Origin of the sequence: Vibrio sp. 10N.286.48.B8, assembly GCF_003050085.1 — a bacterium.
GTDB lineage: Bacteria > Pseudomonadota > Gammaproteobacteria > Enterobacterales > Vibrionaceae > Vibrio > Vibrio crassostreae.
In genome coordinates this window covers 288,782-305,629 of record NZ_PIGD01000003.1, presented here as the reverse complement: position 1 = coordinate 305,629, position 16,848 = coordinate 288,782, and the positions used below count along the sequence as shown (strand labels likewise).

The following is a 16,848-nucleotide window of genomic DNA, read 5'->3' as shown; positions in this document are numbered from 1 at the left end:
TGAAGTTTAGATTATTTTCTGCTTGAAAGGTCTTCGTACTCACCTTCAATAACACCGGCATCATGGGTTGATGACTGACGAGTGTTCATATGAGCTGCGAAACCTTGTTTCTTCATTTGATTCTGAATGCGCTTGCCAGTGATTAAAGCTGCAATAGCCAAAGGAATAGCAAGGATCAAGCTTGTGAATAGTGCCAAAAGGCCAGTAAATAATGCAACAATCGTAACTAATATATTTTTCATATTCATTCCTCTTTTTCTATGTTGTTACTTTATCGCTTCTATTCTGAACGAAACATGAACGCCGTTAATTAATCTCGGAGAGTCACTATGACACGGATGTGTGCTCTTGGGGAGTTTATATGTAGTCATAATCACGCACTAAAAACATGGAATACAGCTAAGTCTAATAAAATCAATGAGTTAAAAGTTGGCACGGTTGATGCTCTATAGGAGTTGGAATAAGTCACTGTAAGCAAAGCACTTACAGCTAATAAAAATTACTGGAGCCCCTATATGTTCTGTATTCAATGTGAACAAACAATTCAAACCCCAACCGTAAAAGGCTGTTCTTTCGCACAAGGTATGTGTGGTAAAACTTCGGAAGTATCCGACCTTCAAGACGTGTTGGTGCATTCTCTTCAAGGTGTTTCTTTCTGGGCTAATTTAGGCCGTGCTTGTGATGTTATTGATACTGAAATTGATGAATGGGCACCAAAAGCATTTTTCGCAACATTAACGAACGTTAACTTCGATCCTGCTCGCATCATCGAATTTGCTCAGCAATCTCACGAGTTTAAGCAGCGTTTAGAACAACAAGTTCGAGCGGCAGCTACGTTGACCGGTTTTGAGATCCCTGCGCTTTCTGCTGCTGCTCAATTCGATCTTCCAACAGATTCTTCAGAGTTATTGGCGCTTGCCCCTCAAGCGGCGGTAAACCGCGGTCACGACTCTCAACACGAAGATGTGATTGGTCTTCGCCTTCTTTGCCTATACGGCTTAAAAGGTGCGGCAGCGTACATGGAGCACGCACGTGTTCTTGGTCAAACTGACAATGCTATTTTTGCTGAATACCACGAAATCATGGCGTTCCTAGGTACAGACCCGTCAGATCTAAAACAACTGTTAGATACGTCTATGCAGATTGGCTTGATGAACTACAAAGTAATGGAAATGCTGGATAAGGGCGAGACAGATACATTTGGTCACCCTCAACCAACAACCGTGAATGTGAAGACGAAGAAAGGTCACTGTATCCTTGTTTCTGGTCACGACCTGCATGATCTAGAAAAGATCCTTCAACAAACAGAAGGAAGGGGCATTAACGTTTACACCAACGGTGAGATGCTACCTGCACACGGTTACCCTGAACTGAACAAGTACCCACACCTTGCGGGTAACTACGGCAGCGCTTGGCAGAACCAGCAAAAAGAATTTGCGAACTTCCCTGGTGCGATCGTAATGACATCTAACTGTTTGCTTAACCCTGATGTAGGCTCATACGCTGACCGTCTATTTACGCGTAGCATCGTTGGCTGGCCGGGTGTTGCTCACCTTGAAGGTGACGATTTCAGCGCTGTGATCGATTGTGCTCTTGCACAAGAAGGCTTCAAGCATGACGAGATCGAGCAAATGATCACTGTTGGCTTTGGTCGTAACGCACTGATGGAAGCAGCGCCTGCGGTTGTTGAGCAAGTGAAAGAAGGCAACATTAAGCACTTCTTCTTAGTTGGTGGTTGTGACGGCGACAAATCTGAGCGTAGTTACTACACAGATTTCACAGCTCAAGCACCAGAAGATTCAGTAATCCTGACCTTGGCATGTGGTAAATTCCGTTTCAATAAGAACCAATTTGGCGATATTAACGGTATCCCACGTCTGTTAGATGTTGGTCAATGTAACGATGCTTACTCTGCTATTCAGCTTGCTTTAGCACTGTCTAAAGAGTTTGACTGCGGCATCAACGAACTACCGCTAACACTTGTTCTTTCTTGGTTCGAGCAAAAAGCGATCGTTATCCTGCTTACTCTGTTTGCTCTTGGTGTGAAAGGCATCTACACAGGCCCAACAGCGCCAGCGTTCCTAACAGAAAACCTACTAAAGATTATTCAAGACGAGTTCGATATGCGTTCTATCTCAACGCCAGAGCAAGATCTTAAAACAATCTTAGCGGCTTAATCTAAGCCAACTCCTAAGCCCCGTTGTTGTGACGTTTTTCAAAAACAGACAACGGCGGGGCTTTTTCGATTTAAATCCTTAGTCATTTAATCATCTAGTCATTAGCAAGGTACGCGAACTATGTATGCATGGTCGGATAGCGATTCAATCAATTTAGTGTGTTTAAAGAAATGGCATGAGACGCCAGATACGGTCAGCTTTGAGCTTGGCAGCATTCCACAAGACTTACATTTTAATTTTAAGCCAGGGCAATTTATTACTCTGGGTTTAGATATGCCGACGAAAACGGATTACCGTGCTTATTCAGTGGCTTCTTGCCCAGAAGATAACTGTCTGAAGTTGACGGTCAAGCGTGTGGAAGGTGGTTTGGTTTCGAACTTTATTGTTGATGAGCTTGATGAAGGTGATGAGGTTTCTGTGTTGAAGCCGGCAGGCGCGTTTAACTGTATTGATTGTATGCCAACGGCGACAAAGAAAGTAACGCTAGTGAGTGCAGGCTGTGGTATCACACCAGTAATGGCGATGGTCAAGTATTGGCTATCTCAAGACAGTGACATCGAGATTGATTTTGTCCACATGGCACGCAACAAGCTTGAGACTATCTACTTTCAAGAACTTCATCAGCTCGATGAATTACATGCGAATTTCAACTTAAAACTGCTGCTAAAAGACAACGAAGGAACAACGGCTCCTCAAGGTCGTTTAGATAAAAACTGGTTAGTGAAACTGAGCCCAGATATCTTAGATAGAACGGTTTACCTGTGTGGGCCTGTAGGCTTCATGCAAGACATTGAAAGTTATCTGAAAGAACTTGAGTTCAACATGGATAACTTCTATCAAGAAAGCTTCACTCCTGCTACTCAGAATGCTCAATCAGAAGCGTCAAAAGCCGAAGTTGCTGACGATACGAATAGTGCTGTTAAGGTATTTGTGCCAGCGTTCGGAGCTGAAGTTGAAGCGGAAACTGGTACACCATTGGCGGATTCATTAGAAAAAGCAGGCGTTCCAATTATCATCGCTTGTCGCAGCGGGATTTGTGGCTCGTGTAAATGCAAAGTGACCAAAGGGTCAGTGGAATCAAGCAGCCAAGAGACATTGACGCCAGAACAGATTGAGCAGGGGTACGTGCTCGCATGTTCAAGCTCGATTCAGTCAGATGTTGAGGTTGAGTTATAACAGACGTGAAGCTGTGCAAGGGTGATGAAGACAAGGTCTTGTCATAGCGATAAAAGTTAGGGCGCTAGATGTAAAAAGGCCACCTAGATCAGTTAGAGAGAGCAGATCTAAGTGGCAACCCTCTTGTTTATACGGGGGAGTAAAACAAAAGGGGTTGCGAAGCCCATACAGACTTCGCAGATATAGTTATTATGTTGTGGAGCTTGTTGCGATGGACGTATCTACAAGAGCGAAGTTGATTAAACTTCAGGGTATGTCTTGTAGCGAACACCCATCATCTGTTCCATACAGTGAACAACTTGGCAGCTGTAGCCAAACTCGTTATCGTACCAAATGTACAGCACGGCACGGTTGTCTTGTGCGATAGTCGCCACACCGTCAACCACACCTGGGTGACGAGAGCCAACCAAGTCTGTAGATACAATCTCAGTTGAGTCTGTGTAATCGATTTGTGCAGACAAAGCAGAAGACAGCGCCATTTCACGTAGGTACTCGTTCAACTCTTCTTTGTTTGTGCCTTTCTCAAGGTTTAGGTTTGCTACTGCCATTGATACGTTTGGCGTAGGTACGCGAATCGCATTACCTGTTAGCTTGCCTTCCATTTCTGGCATTGCTTTTGATACCGCTTTAGCAGCACCAGTCGATGTCAGTACCATGTTCAATGACGCAGCACGGCCACGACGATCACCTGAATGGAAGTTATCGATTAGGTTTTGGTCATTGGTAAATGAGTGAACCGTTTCGATGTGACCAGACAGTACGCCAAACTTGTCGTGAACTGCTTTCAATACTGGCGTGATTGCGTTGGTGGTACAACTTGCTGCAGAGATGATGGTGTCTTCTGGTTGAATAACATTTTCATTCACACCAAATACAACATTCTTGATGTCGCCTTTACCTGGCGCAGTTAGTAGAACCTTCTTCGCACCGTTACATGCTACGTGTTGGCTTAGGCCTTCCGCGTCACGCCATACACCTGTGTTATCAACCACAAGTGCGTTTTCAATACCGTAAGCCGTGTAATCCACTTCTTCTGGTTTGTTTGCGTAGATAACTTGGATGAAGTTGCCGTTTACGATGATTGCTTTACGTTCTTGGTCTACAACAATGCTGCCGTTGAACTGGCCGTGAACAGAGTCACGACGGAGTAAGCTAGCACGTTTTTCTAGGTCGCCATCTTTGCCGCCACGTACAACGATTGCGCGTAAACGAAGTGGGTAACCTGGGCCGCTTTTCTCTACAAGAATACGAGTTAACAAACGACCGATACGACCGAAGCCGTACAACACGACGTCACGAGGTTTCGTCATCGCGTCGCCTTCAAGCGAACCCATTAGAGCTGTTTGAAGGAAATCATCCATCGCGCTAAGGTCTTCGTGGTTTTCCCAGTACTGAGCTGCTAGACGACCAACATCAACGCGGCATGGAGACAAGCGCATTGATAGTAGATGCTGGATAATTGGTTGAGTTTGTTCTGCGGTTAGCGGTGAGCCAGTGTAACGTTTTGCGATGCGGTGAGCTTTGATGATGTCGATAGTTGTCGCGTTAACTAGGGTCTTACCGAAGAGGATAACTTCTACGCCTTTTTGGCGGTATAACTGACCTAAAGTTGGAGCGATGGATTCAGCAATGGTTTGACTAGTTTGCCAATCTAGGAGGTGCTTTTCGGGACTCATCTTTACTCGGGACCTTTCACGTTAAGTTTCTGCAGTCATGGCGGTTGTAGGGAAGCCAATCAGCATAGGGGATTTGAGGCATCAGGCTGTGGTCTATATTGCCACTTAAATGTGCTTGATATGTCTTGTGTGTAACTTGTAATTTTTATGTGGCAGGATTGTAAGGTACGACGGGTTATTCTGCTAGGAAAAATAAATGTAGACAAAATGTCTGTAAATTGACTTTATATTAGCCAAAAATCAAGATTTCAACGTCGATAAAGACTATTGACTTTAACAATCTGTAGCACTTATTTTTCGTCAAAAAATACTCAAATCAAAATGTAGTATGTAATAAAGGTCATGGTGATCATTAAATATGTGATCATTGACTCAGGTTACACGTAAAGAGTAAACGACAAATAAGTAATCAACGTCCTTTCTTGTTCGACTTTTGAATAAGCGGAGTTCGAGTGCAAAAAGTCCATCACGCAAACGATTGGATGTCACAATTTTACCTGAATCATCTAATTATTTGTTATGGCAAGTCATCATTCACAGTTTAGTTGAGTCGTAGTAAGTGGATGTTCACTTGTTATGTGGGTGATAACAACTGGAGAAAGTGTCTTTTGTTTACATCGTGCTTGCTTAAACCTTTCTCGTTTAGAGCTCATTTGTAGAAATCTCCCGCGCGTAAAGCTCACTTATTCCAAGTATGCTCCTTCGCTTTAAAGCTCCGTTCTGGATATCAGTTGGTTCTAATTTTTCGTTCTGGGCTCAGAGTAACGTTTGTTCATATCCAATTTGATCAATAACCCCCTGTTAATGTCCTATCCTTAATCTGGGCTAGGTAAATTACTTTCGGGAAGGGAGTAGTTATAAAAATGATAAATATATCAATTAGATGGCGTCTTATTTTTCTTTCTACGGTTTCTGTACTCATTATGTTTGGGTTTACAGTGAATGAAGTGCTTAAGAACGAAAAGAAGATGAATCACCTTGAAACAACCCGTATTAAGGTTGAAGCGCTTCAATCTTTTAATACGATTTCAAGTGATGCTTATCGATGGTTGGTTCTGTCTAATGATTCTTCAGAGAAAGGTCTGCTGCTTTTAAAACTGAAAACTGATTTGACTAGGCTAGCTCAATACGAGAAACAGCTTCAACAGTTCGACAGTAATTGGACTGTTGAACCACAGCTGGTTGAGCTTAAGAGTGTATTAGAGAGACTCGCCCGTGTAACCTCCAGTATTAACAGGGACGCATCACAGGTTACTGATAACAACACGCAATTGACAGAGCGTGCCTTCGACTTGTTAAAAGGCGTGTTAATGGAGCTATCTGAATATCGTATTAACATTGTGGATGAAAAAGTCAGTCAAGCTAACGCGATGTTTATCAATCTTACTCATTACGTGTTCTGGACTCAGCGAGAAGCGTGGCTGAGTTACCGTTTGTATCGCTCTCCGGAGCTGATTGATCAATATTTATTGAGTTATGTTGGTGCTTTAGAAAGGCAGCAGCAATTATTAGATATGTTTTTCCGATCAGGTAGTCGCTCGTCTGAAATTAGAAAGCTACTAAGTACGTTTTCTAAAGATGAATTTCAAAACCGATTTACCGATCGAATCCTCAAAGGTGACTTCTCTTCACCTGAAATATATGAACATGTGGAAGGTTTAGAACGAAAGAAGTTGGCGATTTCAAAGGCAGTGGGTGCTTATACCAAGCAATTACAGTTTGATCTGACCAACAATATAGCGCTACAAAAAAAGCAAACCCTGATCATGACCTTGCTTATTCTTGCCATTTCAGGTGTGTTGTTGTGGCTCGGTGTAGCAACGTCTCTTCGCTTAAATCGAAACTTATCGATTATCCTAAGAGGGGTATCTGAATGCGCAGATAGCTACGGTGAACCCAAGGTGATTCAGATTCAAGGGAACGATGAACTCACCGAGTTCACTGAAACTCTAAATCGAGTGATGGAGCGTAACTACTTTCACAATAAAGAGTTGATAACAGCAAAAGAAGACGCGATTTCGGCCAATAAAGCCAAAAGCGCATTTTTAGCCAATATGTCACATGAAATACGCACGCCACTTAACGGTATTATTGGCATGGCTGAGATCTTATCTCAAAGCCAACTTAGCGCAAATCAGCAAGAAGTATTAGGGGATATTGAATCGTCTTCTCACTCTTTGCTAGTCCTACTTAATGACATCCTCGACCTATCTAAAATCGAGTCGGGTAACTTGATGTTGTCACCACACAATGCTGATTTACGAGAGGCGGTCTATGACTCTGTAAGTGTGATTCTGTCGAAAGCGATAAGTAAGGATATCGAGCTCGACATCAATATCGACTATCAAACGCCGCAACAACTGTTTTTCGATGAGTACCGCGTGAGACAGGTGCTGACCAATCTGCTTTCGAATGCCATTAAGTTTACGTCCAAGGGCACAATTACCACGGACATTGCTTATACCCCTATGTCTATGGGCAGGGGTAAGCTGGAATGCAGCGTGTCTGATACCGGGATTGGGATTGAACCAGAGAAGTTAGAATCCATATTTGAACCTTTCACTCAAGAAGATGGCAGCATTACCCGCCAATTTGGTGGTACGGGGCTAGGGCTTGCGATTTGTCGACAGCTTGTTGATTTGATGGGGGGCTACATTACCGCACGTTCAGTGAAAGGAGAGGGCTCTACATTCACGTTTTGTTTGTATGTCGATGTTGTAGAAGCGCCTGTTCAAACTTTCGATAACCTGAGCCGAGCGACGATCATCTCGAACTCTTTCAATTACCTTGATCAGCTTGTTAAAGAGTGTGAGCGTTTGAATGTTCGAGCCAATGTGGTGTCATCCATTGCTGCCCTTAGTGAAAGTGTAAAAGAAAGCGACTTGATACTTTATTGTCATACCTTGCATCACTCGATGGAGAAAGATCTTGCGACGTTGAAGGCGATATATCCTCTTGCCCGCGTCATCGTGTGTCAGCATCACCTATTCAAAACCAACCTAATCACAGAAACGGTCCACTCGACTCATACCTTGCCATTCTTGGGCCGACGATTCTTAAACAGCTTACAATCGCTTGATGTCGGTGAAGAGCAAGCATCAGCGGTGGAACCAAAAGATGAAGAGGTTCGCTCTCTGAATCGACGCATTTTGATCGTTGAAGACAATCTGATGAATCAAAAAATAGCGAGCTTCTTCCTTGAGCAAGCGGGTTATGAGTATTTGATTGCCAGTAATGGCCAAGAAGCGGTGGACGTCATCACTCAAGGTGCTCAGTTTGATGCCATCTTAATGGACTGCATGATGCCTGTTATGGATGGTATAACGGCGACTCGTGCGATTCGACAGTGGGAAACCACTCAACAAGCTGCGCCATTACCCATTATTGCTTTGACCGCTAGTGTCCTGGAAGAAGACATTAAAGATTGTTTTGAAGCGGGCATGAACGCCTACTTGCCCAAACCTTATAAATCTCACCAGTTGTACGATCTTTTCAGTAGTCTTGATATCGTCTAGCGGACTTCTAAGCCAAGGTTGTATTGTGCAAGACAGCGACCTACGTAACTGATTTTCAACAAGGCTGCGACTAAGATGGTGCTGATGTGGGCGACAATTTGAATCGGCAGTGAGAAGTGATTGGCCATTGGATAAGCAACTATAATACTGAGAAGCATAAGCAAGGTTGTGATAGCTAGACTGAAGTTTGAAACAGAAAGCAGAGTTTGAAAGCGTTGAGTCATCGTCTTCATATTGAATTCCTAATTGCTATTATTTTCTTTTGATACTTAGTAATAGCAATTAGCGTTCCATATTTAACTTTAATTAAATATCAATGGTTTAATAAAAATCCAGATATGGGTAGTGTCAAAAAGACATGGTAAATTGATGTGTCTATTTGACTTTTTGGTGTCTTTTTAAGTTACCAGTTTCTGAAGCCGCAAGTGTCGATATGGAATCGAACGCCGGCGTACAAGCCTAACCCTACGTTATTCTTCTGCCCGTATTCAGCGTGAATTTTTTTGAGTTTAACGTGCAAATCTGCTCGAGAAATACCGTTGGCTGGGACAAGATCTAAGGCGCAGAACTCTAAGTGTTTACTTTGCAGGGCACCGCCAGCTTGTTGATTGTAGAGTTTTGAACGTTCACCTGAAACAGGAATAACCACACCGATTTCAGGCTCGATGTATTCTTGAATGTACTTCAAGGTGTTGATCATGTTGGGTACATGTTTTTTGTTGGGGAGGGTAAATAAGGTGGTGTTACTCATTGCCCAGTCTGTTCCTTGCAACAACACCAGATGTAAAGGCATGCTTTGTGTGATTCCCGCATCTTTGAGCTGTTGTCCGATCTCTCTTACTTGGTCTTCTGCGTGATTTAGAAGCATCCAGCCACGAAATGCCGAGCGAGTCGGTACCTTGTAGCCATGAACATCCACCACGAGATCCTCGTAGGTGATTTCAGTCTCTTCGGTATACAGCCTTTCAAATTCTTCTGGGTAGGGTTGAGTCGTTGATAGCGCTAAGGTAATCAGGATGCTTGAGTACATAAGGTGGCTCCATTACTTACGTTGGCTTTGCTAGTAATATTTGAATCAGTAAATACGTAAGCTTAAGTATAGACTCTGGAATTTATGTACAAAAAAACCCACTATAAAGAGTGGGTTACTAACATTATTACAAGTTAATCAGCGAGGTTAGATTACTTCTTACCTTGCGTTTGCTTGTCTTCTTCTGTTAGTTCACGAATGCGGCGGCTGATGTCACGGCGAGCTTTAGAAATCTCTGCGCTCTTGATGATGTGGTCATCAACACGGTCTTCGTAGTCAGCTTTCATATTCTTGATAATGCCTAGGATCTCGTCGTGAGTCATCTCTGGCTTGATGTAATCAAGTAGGTTATCAAGAAGGTCAACACGCTTGCGGTTGTCACGAACTTTCTTTTCGTTGTCTAGAAGTTCACGCTTAAGTTTGTTCTTACGTCGTGCTTGGTTAACAATTTCAAATACGCTGCTCATAGATTCCTTTTCCTATTCGTCAAATACGTTGTCTGGTTCTGATTAAAGCACATCAATTGATGATGTAACAGTCTTTAGATCAAAGCAAAAGTAAGGTTGTTTAATTATTCGTCACTCTCGCCGATGTGCGATTGTTTTTATCTTACCGATCAAGTTAGTATCCTATGTAGATACTGCATTGATACGATATGTGAAATGAATCAACAACAATTGGAAACAGAAGATTTGGGTGACGATGTTACTGAATCTTCGGCAGAGCAGAACAAGCTTCGTGATGCGTATGTACAAGAGCGTACTTATTTGGAAGTCGTGGAAATAGAGCTAAACCGTTCTAAGATCATAATGATTGATGAACAAGGCAGAAAGAAACGAGTACCGATTTTGTCTGAGCACTAGCCAGTATTGGCTGCATTGTTAAGTGTTGAGATGGAATTATCAAAATAATAAAAAGGAAAAACGATGAACACAGTACTTTCCCCAATTGAAGCGAGAATTATCGGTTGCTTGATCGAGAAAGAAGTCACTACTCCCGATCATTACCCACTGACACTGAACAGCTTAACCACGGCATGTAATCAAAAGAGTAACCGTGAACCTGTTCTCTCTCTTTCTGAGTCAGACGTTTTAGATGCGGTTGATGGTTTGATCGGACGTCGTATGGTGAGCGATGAAAGTAGCTTCAACAGCCGTGTTAATAAGTATCAGCACCGTTTCTGTAACACTGAGTTCGGTGATCTGCAATTTACAGAGCAAGAGCGTGCAATCATCTGTTGCATGCTGCTTCGCGGCGCACAAACGCCCGGTGAACTCCGTACTCGAACAGGGCGCCTTGCAAACTTTAGTGATGTGAAAGAAGTCGAAGCAACATTAGATAAGCTTGCTGCAAGAGAAGCTGGTGCGCTAGTGGTCAAGCTACCACGCGAAGCGGGTAAACGTGAATCACGCTACCAGCACTTATTGAGCGGTGAAGTGGATGTTGAAGCGTTTGCGACGGCATCAGTAAGCGCGGCTGCACCCTCTGCGACGAGTGAAAAGTTTGAAGAGCTTGAGTCTGAAGTAGCAAGCCTACGAGCAGAAGTGGCAGAGCTTAAGGCTCTGGTTGAATCGCTGCTTTAAATGTCAGGCGCTGATAAAAATGCGGATTGGGTCGTGTACTTGATCCGCAATCGTCACAATGCCCTTTATTGTGGCGTGACGAACAATCTTGAACGTCGATTTGAACAACATCAAACCGGTAAAGGCGCCAAAGCTTTAAAAGGTAAAGGCCCACTTAAGCTGGTTTGGAGTTTTGATGTTGGCTCAAAAAGTGAGGCGTTGAAAACCGAATACGCGATCAAGCAATTGCCCAAATCCCGCAAAGAAAAACTGGTATCACTCAAACTGATTATTGAGTGGCAACAAGACAAAATTCAATATATCGAAGTCTCATAATTCATAGCCAAAATATTTATTACTGATAAAATGTTAATAATGTAAAAGCCTACAATAATTATATTTAAATGCATGAATTTAAAGGTTAATTGTTCTTACTGTTAATGGTCTGAAATCATGATTCAACTCGTTGCTCTTAATCTCTATTCAAAATTAACATATTGCTCATTTAGAATGTCGTTCTAATTAGTGTTAGACGCTATCATTTATCATCGTTGTCCTACATAATATCCATTAGCCATACAAAGAGATGGTGTCATGCTAGGTTAAAAAATGAGCCAAAGTAGCTCATATAAAACGAGAAAAATATGAAACGTTTACTTATGTTGTTTGGACTTGCCGTATTTTCTGCGTCCGCTCTCTCCCACGGTACTCATGTCCTCAATGGATATTGGGAATACCAAGATTATCTTTCCAATTTTCCAGAACAAAAAGCATTGACCGATAAAATGGTCGAGGCTGTACAAAATCACCCTGTGCCACTGAGAAGAATTCAAGACGAGCCAATTACGATTTCTGTGGTGTATCCGGGTCAACAGATCTCGGATTACTGGGTTCGTAATATTCAAGCTTTTGAGAAGCGTCTCGATAGGCTGAAGATTCGCTACCAAATAAATCAAGTATTTACCCGTATTAATGCTGATCTCGCACAGCAGAGCATTTCATTGCAAGAAGCGATTGAAAACAAAACGGACTATTTGATTTTCACGCTAGATACCACGCGCCACCGCAAGTTTATTGAGCACGTGTTGACCTCCACAGATACTAAGTTGATTCTGCAAAATATTACGACGCCAGTGCGAGCTTGGGCGGATAGACAGCCATTTATGTATGTGGGCTTTGACCATGCTACAGGCAGCTTAAAACTGGCGGACTATTTTAAACAAGTAAGCCCACCAGACAGTAAGTATTCTGTTTTGTATTACTCACAAGGCTATATCAGTGATGCGCGTGGAGATACTTTTATCCATGAAGTGAATACTGATACTAACTTTACCCTTAAGTCTTCGTTTTACACCAAATCAAACAAAGACAGTGGCTACCAAGCGGCTAAAATCAGCATAGAGAACGATAAGGATCTAGACTTTATCTATGCATGCTCAACGGATGTTGCCCTAGGTGCAGCGGAAGCTATTCGCGAATCTGGTCGAGACATCTTAGTGAATGGTTGGGGAGGTGGCTCTGCTGAACTTGAAGCCATTGCGAGGGGCGACCTAGATGTAACTATCATGCGTATGAACGACGATACGGGCATTGCGATGGCAGAGGCGATCAAATGGGATCTAGTCGGTTTGGAAGTGCCTACCGTTTACTCTGGTGAATTTGAAATTGTGACCAAGGAAGATTCCCCAGAACGTATTTTAGAACTTAAACAGCGAGCATTTAGGTACTCAGGTCAATAATGAAGAAAAGCTACGCCAGTACACCTAGGAACACTTTAGCTAGACTCATTACGCGTATCGTTATTTTAGTGATAGGCGTGATGGCACTTGGCGTGCTTATTCATAATTATGAAACCAGCAGTAACATCGTAAAGCAAGAGACGAATCGAACGGTTCAGCAAACCTCAAGCCTGATCCAAAACATGTTTGATTATCGTTTGTCGGTGCTGCAAATCCACCAAGACAGTAGTTCACACAGTGACACTCTCAGAGAGTATTTTGATACGAGTGATGAAGAGGTGCTGAGCTACTTTTTCTTTGGTGTTGACCAACGTGAGCCTGATCATGCGCCAGATTTACGCTTTGTGGCTACCCATGATGGTTTGGCTTGGGAAGATGGTAACAGTCAATTTTATGGTTTAGATGAGTCCAGCTTAAAGCATATTTCTGATGAGGTTTCGTTTAGCAGTAATTGGCATTTTATTAAACTGAGGACAAATATAGGTAAGCGTCACTTGTTGGCTCGCCGTACCCCTATTGTTGATAACGCTACTGGGGAAGTCCTTGGTCAGCTCTATATCGCCATTGTGCTTGATAACAACTTCTCTTTGGCTGAGTCAATCCAACAGGGCAGTAATAGCGAAAATATCGTGATTGAAGCGCACGGAACACCTGTTACATCGACATTCAGTGGTGATGAAAGCTATACCATTACAGACATACTCAATTATCACATATACGAACAGTTGCCTCGTCATTTTGTCACCATCGCAACCATTAAGATCAATGCTGTTGAAACTCCTTTAATCATTCGAGCTGTTCAAAAAAATAATAATTTCATTGCGTTAGAAGAGAATTATCAGCGTGCGATCATCGTGGTGATTGTGGTGATCATATTGATGTCTTTTTTTGCTCGAACTTGGATTCAAAAGAGAGTCTCAGCCGAGCTTGATAAGCTAATGGACTTTACTCGTTCGGCAAGTGCTAGCGAAGAGTACAACAAGTTCGATGGCTCTAACATTTTCGAATTTCATCATATTGGTTGTACTCTTGAAGACACCTTTGAGCGCTTATCTGAACAGAATCAAAAATTCCAAGATCTCTTTAACTTTGCTCATTCGCCTATCTTAGTTTGGTCTGAAAAAGGCGATTTGATTCAGATGAACCCCGCCGCTCGAATGGCTCTGTTTGACGCCGATGACAACTATGGTCCAATAGCTCAAGAGTTTGAGCATCGTATGCTGCCTAATATTCAAATGGTGGTTCAGGGTTCTAAACTGACGGGTATTAATGTACCCATTGGTGAAAAGGTGTTTCGTTGGAACATGTCTGCTATTCGCGTGGAACACGGCATCACGGGGGTGGTGGTGCAAGGGCAAGATATTACTAAGCTCATCGAAGCTGAACGACAAGCTGATCGAGCAAGAGAAGAAGCAGAGCATCTTGCCAATGTACGTGCAGACTTCTTAGCTAAGATGAGTCATGAAATTCGCACCCCACTTAATGGTATTCTTGGTGTGTCGCAGTTGCTGAAACGCTCTATGCACAGTGAAGACAACTGCGATCAGGTGGATGTACTGTGTAATAGTGCGGAACATTTACTAGCGGTACTTAACGATATCTTGGATTTTTCAAAGATTGAGCAAGGGCAGTTCAATATTCAAAAGAAAGATTTCCGCTTAGGGGAGTTAGTTAATACCTTAGAAAGTATCTATCACCCGCTTTGCGAGGATAAATCGGTCGCGTTTACTATTGTGAACCACTTGGCTGATGATATTGAAATCAACACCGACCAAGTGCGGCTTAATCAGATCATGTTTAACCTCGTGAGTAACGCTCTTAAATTTACTCATCAAGGCGGTATTTCTGTTAGCTTTGAACTTGAAAGTATCTTTAACTCAGAGCACGCCAGTTTGATCGTTCGAGTGAAAGATACCGGTATTGGTATTGATGAAAGTAAGATTGATGCTGTGTTTGAACCGTTTGTTCAAGCAGAAGAGACTACGACACGTGAGTATGGTGGAACAGGGTTAGGCTTAACGATTGTAAAAAATTTGGTCGATATGTTGGATGGGGACATTCAAGTTCGCAGTGAGATAGATCAAGGCTCGGAGTTCATTATAGAAATCCCTGTGATCGTGCTCGCCAAACCGCTATTGGCTGAGGCTAAGCAACAAGCAGAAGTTGAACCGCAGGCATTGTTTAGTCGACCTTTGGATGTGTTGTTGGTGGAAGACAATCACACCAACGCGTTTATTGCGCAGGCTTTTTGTAAAAAATATGGCATGGTCGTTACTTGGGCAAAAGATGGCTTAGAAGCAATAGAGATGGCTAAGATGATAAGTTATGACCTGATCTTGATGGATAACCAGCTTCCTAATCTCGGTGGTGTTGAAACCACTCAGCAACTCAGAGAAGAGATGGGTGTGTCAGCCCCAATTTATGCATGTACCGCAGATGCTCAAGAGTCAACAAGAGACAGTTTTATGGCCGCTGGGGCGAATTACGTGATTGTAAAACCCATTAAAGAACAATCACTACATCAGGCCTTTGTGCACTTCAAAAACTCATATTGGAATGAGGCTTAGTAAACAGTTGCTCGCAGAAACATTGGTTTACTGAAGCTGCGGTTTACTGAAGTCGTGCTTTAGCGATGTAGTGTTTCGAAGCAGAAATTTAAAGCCTAAATAGAGCCTGCTACAAAAGCTTGCTCTAAAAGCAGCGTTTTTAGCTCATCACTCATATCTAAGTGCTCGGGGAATTGGATGCCTAATAGCCAACCCTGTCCCTGTCTTTTCTTACTCACTACTTTGTAAACCAAGTCGCTATCTAAGTGTTCATTCAAGATAGAGTTGACCTTTATTTTCCAGCCTACGTCGATATCTGATTGCTGCGTAAGATAGATCCCGCAACCTGACACTGAAAAATCAACCAGAGTCGAATCCAATGACAAGGTGTCAAAGGTCACTTCACAGTTGAGGCGTACCTTGTATCTTTCGTGTTCTCGGATTGGTTTAGTGGCAAAGCTTGAAGGTGGGCGCAGGAAGATAAGATGCGCGGGTGAGGTGATATGAGCCAATACATTGGTCTTAAATGCGACGATGTGACCAAGCTCAGTATCGGTAATGGCGCGAACTATAATATCGACATTGATGAGCTTTCTGAGTGTCAGTGCTTCGGTCGCTTTTTGTGACAGTTCAAGGATAAGGTACTGATCTTGTTTGTGTCCGATATAGAGCGTACTGATCTGGATTGAATCGTCTGGGCCAAATTCCAATACACCTGCTGTTTTTGTACCTGGTTTTAGGTATCTGAACAGTTCTAAGTTTTTATCTTTATGCATATTCGTTACTGAACAATGTTAACCATCTGATAAAATAATATAACGTCCTGATAAAACTATGTCATTAGTTTCATTAAGGTAATTAGCCGTGTACAACAAAAAAAATGACTAGCTATCCTAAGTAAACAACGGCTTACTCTTGTCGAAAAAAAAGATACACTGCTGTACATTACTTACTTGATGGAGAAATAGTAAATGGAACTGGAAACCTTATTAAGCACGTTAGCTGAAACCCCGGAAAGCGTGCAATTTGAAGATACGATGCAAGTGATAGAAGCACGCTATGACTTTTCAGAGTGTGAATTTCGCAACGGTGATGTTGTGAATGCAGCCGGTCAGAATAACGGTTCGTGTAAGATTTTTGCTTTTGGTTTAGAGCAAGGCCTATCAGCAGAGCAAACATTGGCTTGTTTTGGTCAATTTTATCGTAACGACGTGTTAGGTTTTCCAGAGAATACCGACCATCAAAATATTCGCAACTTCATGGTTTATGGCTGGAATGGTATCCAGTTTTCTCAGCCTGCGCTTCTTGAAAAAGCGAAGTAGACACTAACCAGGTAACGATTAGGTCGAAATTTAATCTCAGTATTTTGAAGCGAGAAAGCAATCTCTCGCTTTTTTGTATATGTTGAACCTGCTCGTAACTTGCTG

At 42.6% G+C, this 16,848-nt stretch carries 15 protein-coding genes; 9 read left to right on the top strand and 6 right to left on the bottom strand.

Annotated features, from left to right (window positions below; translation table 11 throughout):
* Window positions 1–11: 11 nt before the first annotated feature.
* A complete protein-coding gene (locus CWO08_RS06040; protein WP_048659061.1) occupies window positions 12–242 on the bottom strand; it encodes a hypothetical protein in 231 nt (76 codons plus the stop codon).
* Between the two features lie 273 nt (window positions 243–515).
* On the opposite strand from CWO08_RS06040, the gene hcp reads away from it, so the two are divergent.
* Window positions 516–2,177 (top strand): hydroxylamine reductase, encoded by a 1,662-nt coding sequence (hcp, locus tag CWO08_RS06035; protein ID WP_102432682.1) that lies wholly within the window; start codon window positions 516–518, stop codon window positions 2,175–2,177.
* A gap of 120 nt (window positions 2,178–2,297) precedes the next feature.
* Window positions 2,298–3,353 carry a hybrid-cluster NAD(P)-dependent oxidoreductase gene (locus CWO08_RS06030; RefSeq protein ID WP_102432683.1) on the top strand — a complete coding sequence of 352 codons (1,056 nt, stop codon included), beginning with the start codon at window positions 2,298–2,300 and terminating at the stop codon, window positions 3,351–3,353.
* 239 nt (window positions 3,354–3,592) lie between these two features.
* On the opposite strand, the gene CWO08_RS06025 is transcribed toward CWO08_RS06030, so the two are convergent.
* A complete protein-coding gene (locus CWO08_RS06025) occupies window positions 3,593–5,029 on the bottom strand; it encodes a glyceraldehyde-3-phosphate dehydrogenase (protein WP_048608907.1) in 1,437 nt (478 codons plus the stop codon).
* Window positions 5,030–5,952: 923 nt separating this feature from the next.
* Here CWO08_RS06025 and CWO08_RS06020 point away from each other — a divergent pair.
* Complete coding sequence (locus CWO08_RS06020; protein ID WP_108020100.1) at window positions 5,953–8,544, top strand: ATP-binding protein; 2,592 nt, start codon at window positions 5,953–5,955, stop codon at window positions 8,542–8,544.
* Here CWO08_RS06020 and CWO08_RS06015 read toward each other — a convergent pair.
* The 3 genes from CWO08_RS06015 to CWO08_RS06005 all read right to left on the bottom strand — a co-directional run bounded on the left by CWO08_RS06015 (window position 8,541) and on the right by CWO08_RS06005 (window position 10,041).
* Window positions 8,541–8,777 carry a hypothetical protein gene (locus CWO08_RS06015; protein WP_048659065.1) on the bottom strand — a complete coding sequence of 79 codons (237 nt, stop codon included), beginning with the start codon at window positions 8,775–8,777 and terminating at the stop codon, window positions 8,541–8,543. The genes CWO08_RS06020 and CWO08_RS06015 overlap by 4 nt on opposite strands.
* 170 nt (window positions 8,778–8,947) lie before the next feature.
* Window positions 8,948–9,574, bottom strand: a complete 627-nt coding sequence (locus CWO08_RS06010) for a D-Ala-D-Ala carboxypeptidase family metallohydrolase (RefSeq protein ID WP_048659066.1) — start codon at window positions 9,572–9,574, stop codon at window positions 8,948–8,950.
* 152 nt (window positions 9,575–9,726) lie between these two features.
* On the bottom strand, window positions 9,727–10,041 hold the full coding sequence (locus CWO08_RS06005) for a DUF496 family protein (RefSeq protein WP_004730049.1): 315 nt from the start codon (window positions 10,039–10,041) through the stop codon (window positions 9,727–9,729).
* A gap of 195 nt (window positions 10,042–10,236) precedes the next feature.
* On the opposite strand from CWO08_RS06005, the gene CWO08_RS06000 reads away from it, so the two are divergent.
* The 5 genes from CWO08_RS06000 (at window position 10,237) to luxQ (ending at window position 15,442) form a co-directional block, all read left to right on the top strand.
* Entirely contained in the window at window positions 10,237–10,437 is a 201-nt protein-coding gene (locus CWO08_RS06000; protein WP_048659067.1) for a hypothetical protein, read from the top strand.
* A 63-nt stretch (window positions 10,438–10,500) separates the two neighbouring features.
* The gene (locus tag CWO08_RS05995) at window positions 10,501–11,157 is read left to right on the top strand and encodes a YceH family protein (RefSeq protein WP_019823422.1); all 657 of its coding nucleotides are present in this window, start codon (window positions 10,501–10,503) and stop codon (window positions 11,155–11,157) included.
* Window positions 11,158–11,472, top strand: coding sequence for a GIY-YIG nuclease family protein (locus CWO08_RS05990; protein ID WP_048659068.1), 315 nt, complete (start codon window positions 11,158–11,160; stop codon window positions 11,470–11,472).
* Between the two features lie 308 nt (window positions 11,473–11,780).
* Window positions 11,781–12,875 (top strand): autoinducer 2-binding periplasmic protein LuxP, encoded by a 1,095-nt coding sequence (locus CWO08_RS05985; protein ID WP_108020099.1) that lies wholly within the window; start codon window positions 11,781–11,783, stop codon window positions 12,873–12,875.
* Window positions 12,875–15,442 (top strand): quorum-sensing autoinducer 2 sensor kinase/phosphatase LuxQ, encoded by a 2,568-nt coding sequence (luxQ, locus tag CWO08_RS05980; protein ID WP_108020098.1) that lies wholly within the window; start codon window positions 12,875–12,877, stop codon window positions 15,440–15,442. The genes CWO08_RS05985 and luxQ overlap by 1 nt, the downstream gene beginning before the upstream one ends.
* Window positions 15,443–15,537: 95 nt before the next feature.
* Here the strand turns inward: luxQ and CWO08_RS05975 are convergent, their stop codons facing one another.
* On the bottom strand, window positions 15,538–16,197 hold the full coding sequence (locus CWO08_RS05975) for a PilZ domain-containing protein (protein WP_108020097.1): 660 nt from the start codon (window positions 16,195–16,197) through the stop codon (window positions 15,538–15,540).
* Window positions 16,198–16,392: 195 nt separating this feature from the next.
* On the opposite strand from CWO08_RS05975, the gene CWO08_RS05970 reads away from it, so the two are divergent.
* Window positions 16,393–16,743 (top strand): HopJ type III effector protein, encoded by a 351-nt coding sequence (locus CWO08_RS05970; protein WP_048663329.1) that lies wholly within the window; start codon window positions 16,393–16,395, stop codon window positions 16,741–16,743.
* The last annotated feature ends 105 nt before the right edge of the window (window positions 16,744–16,848 follow it).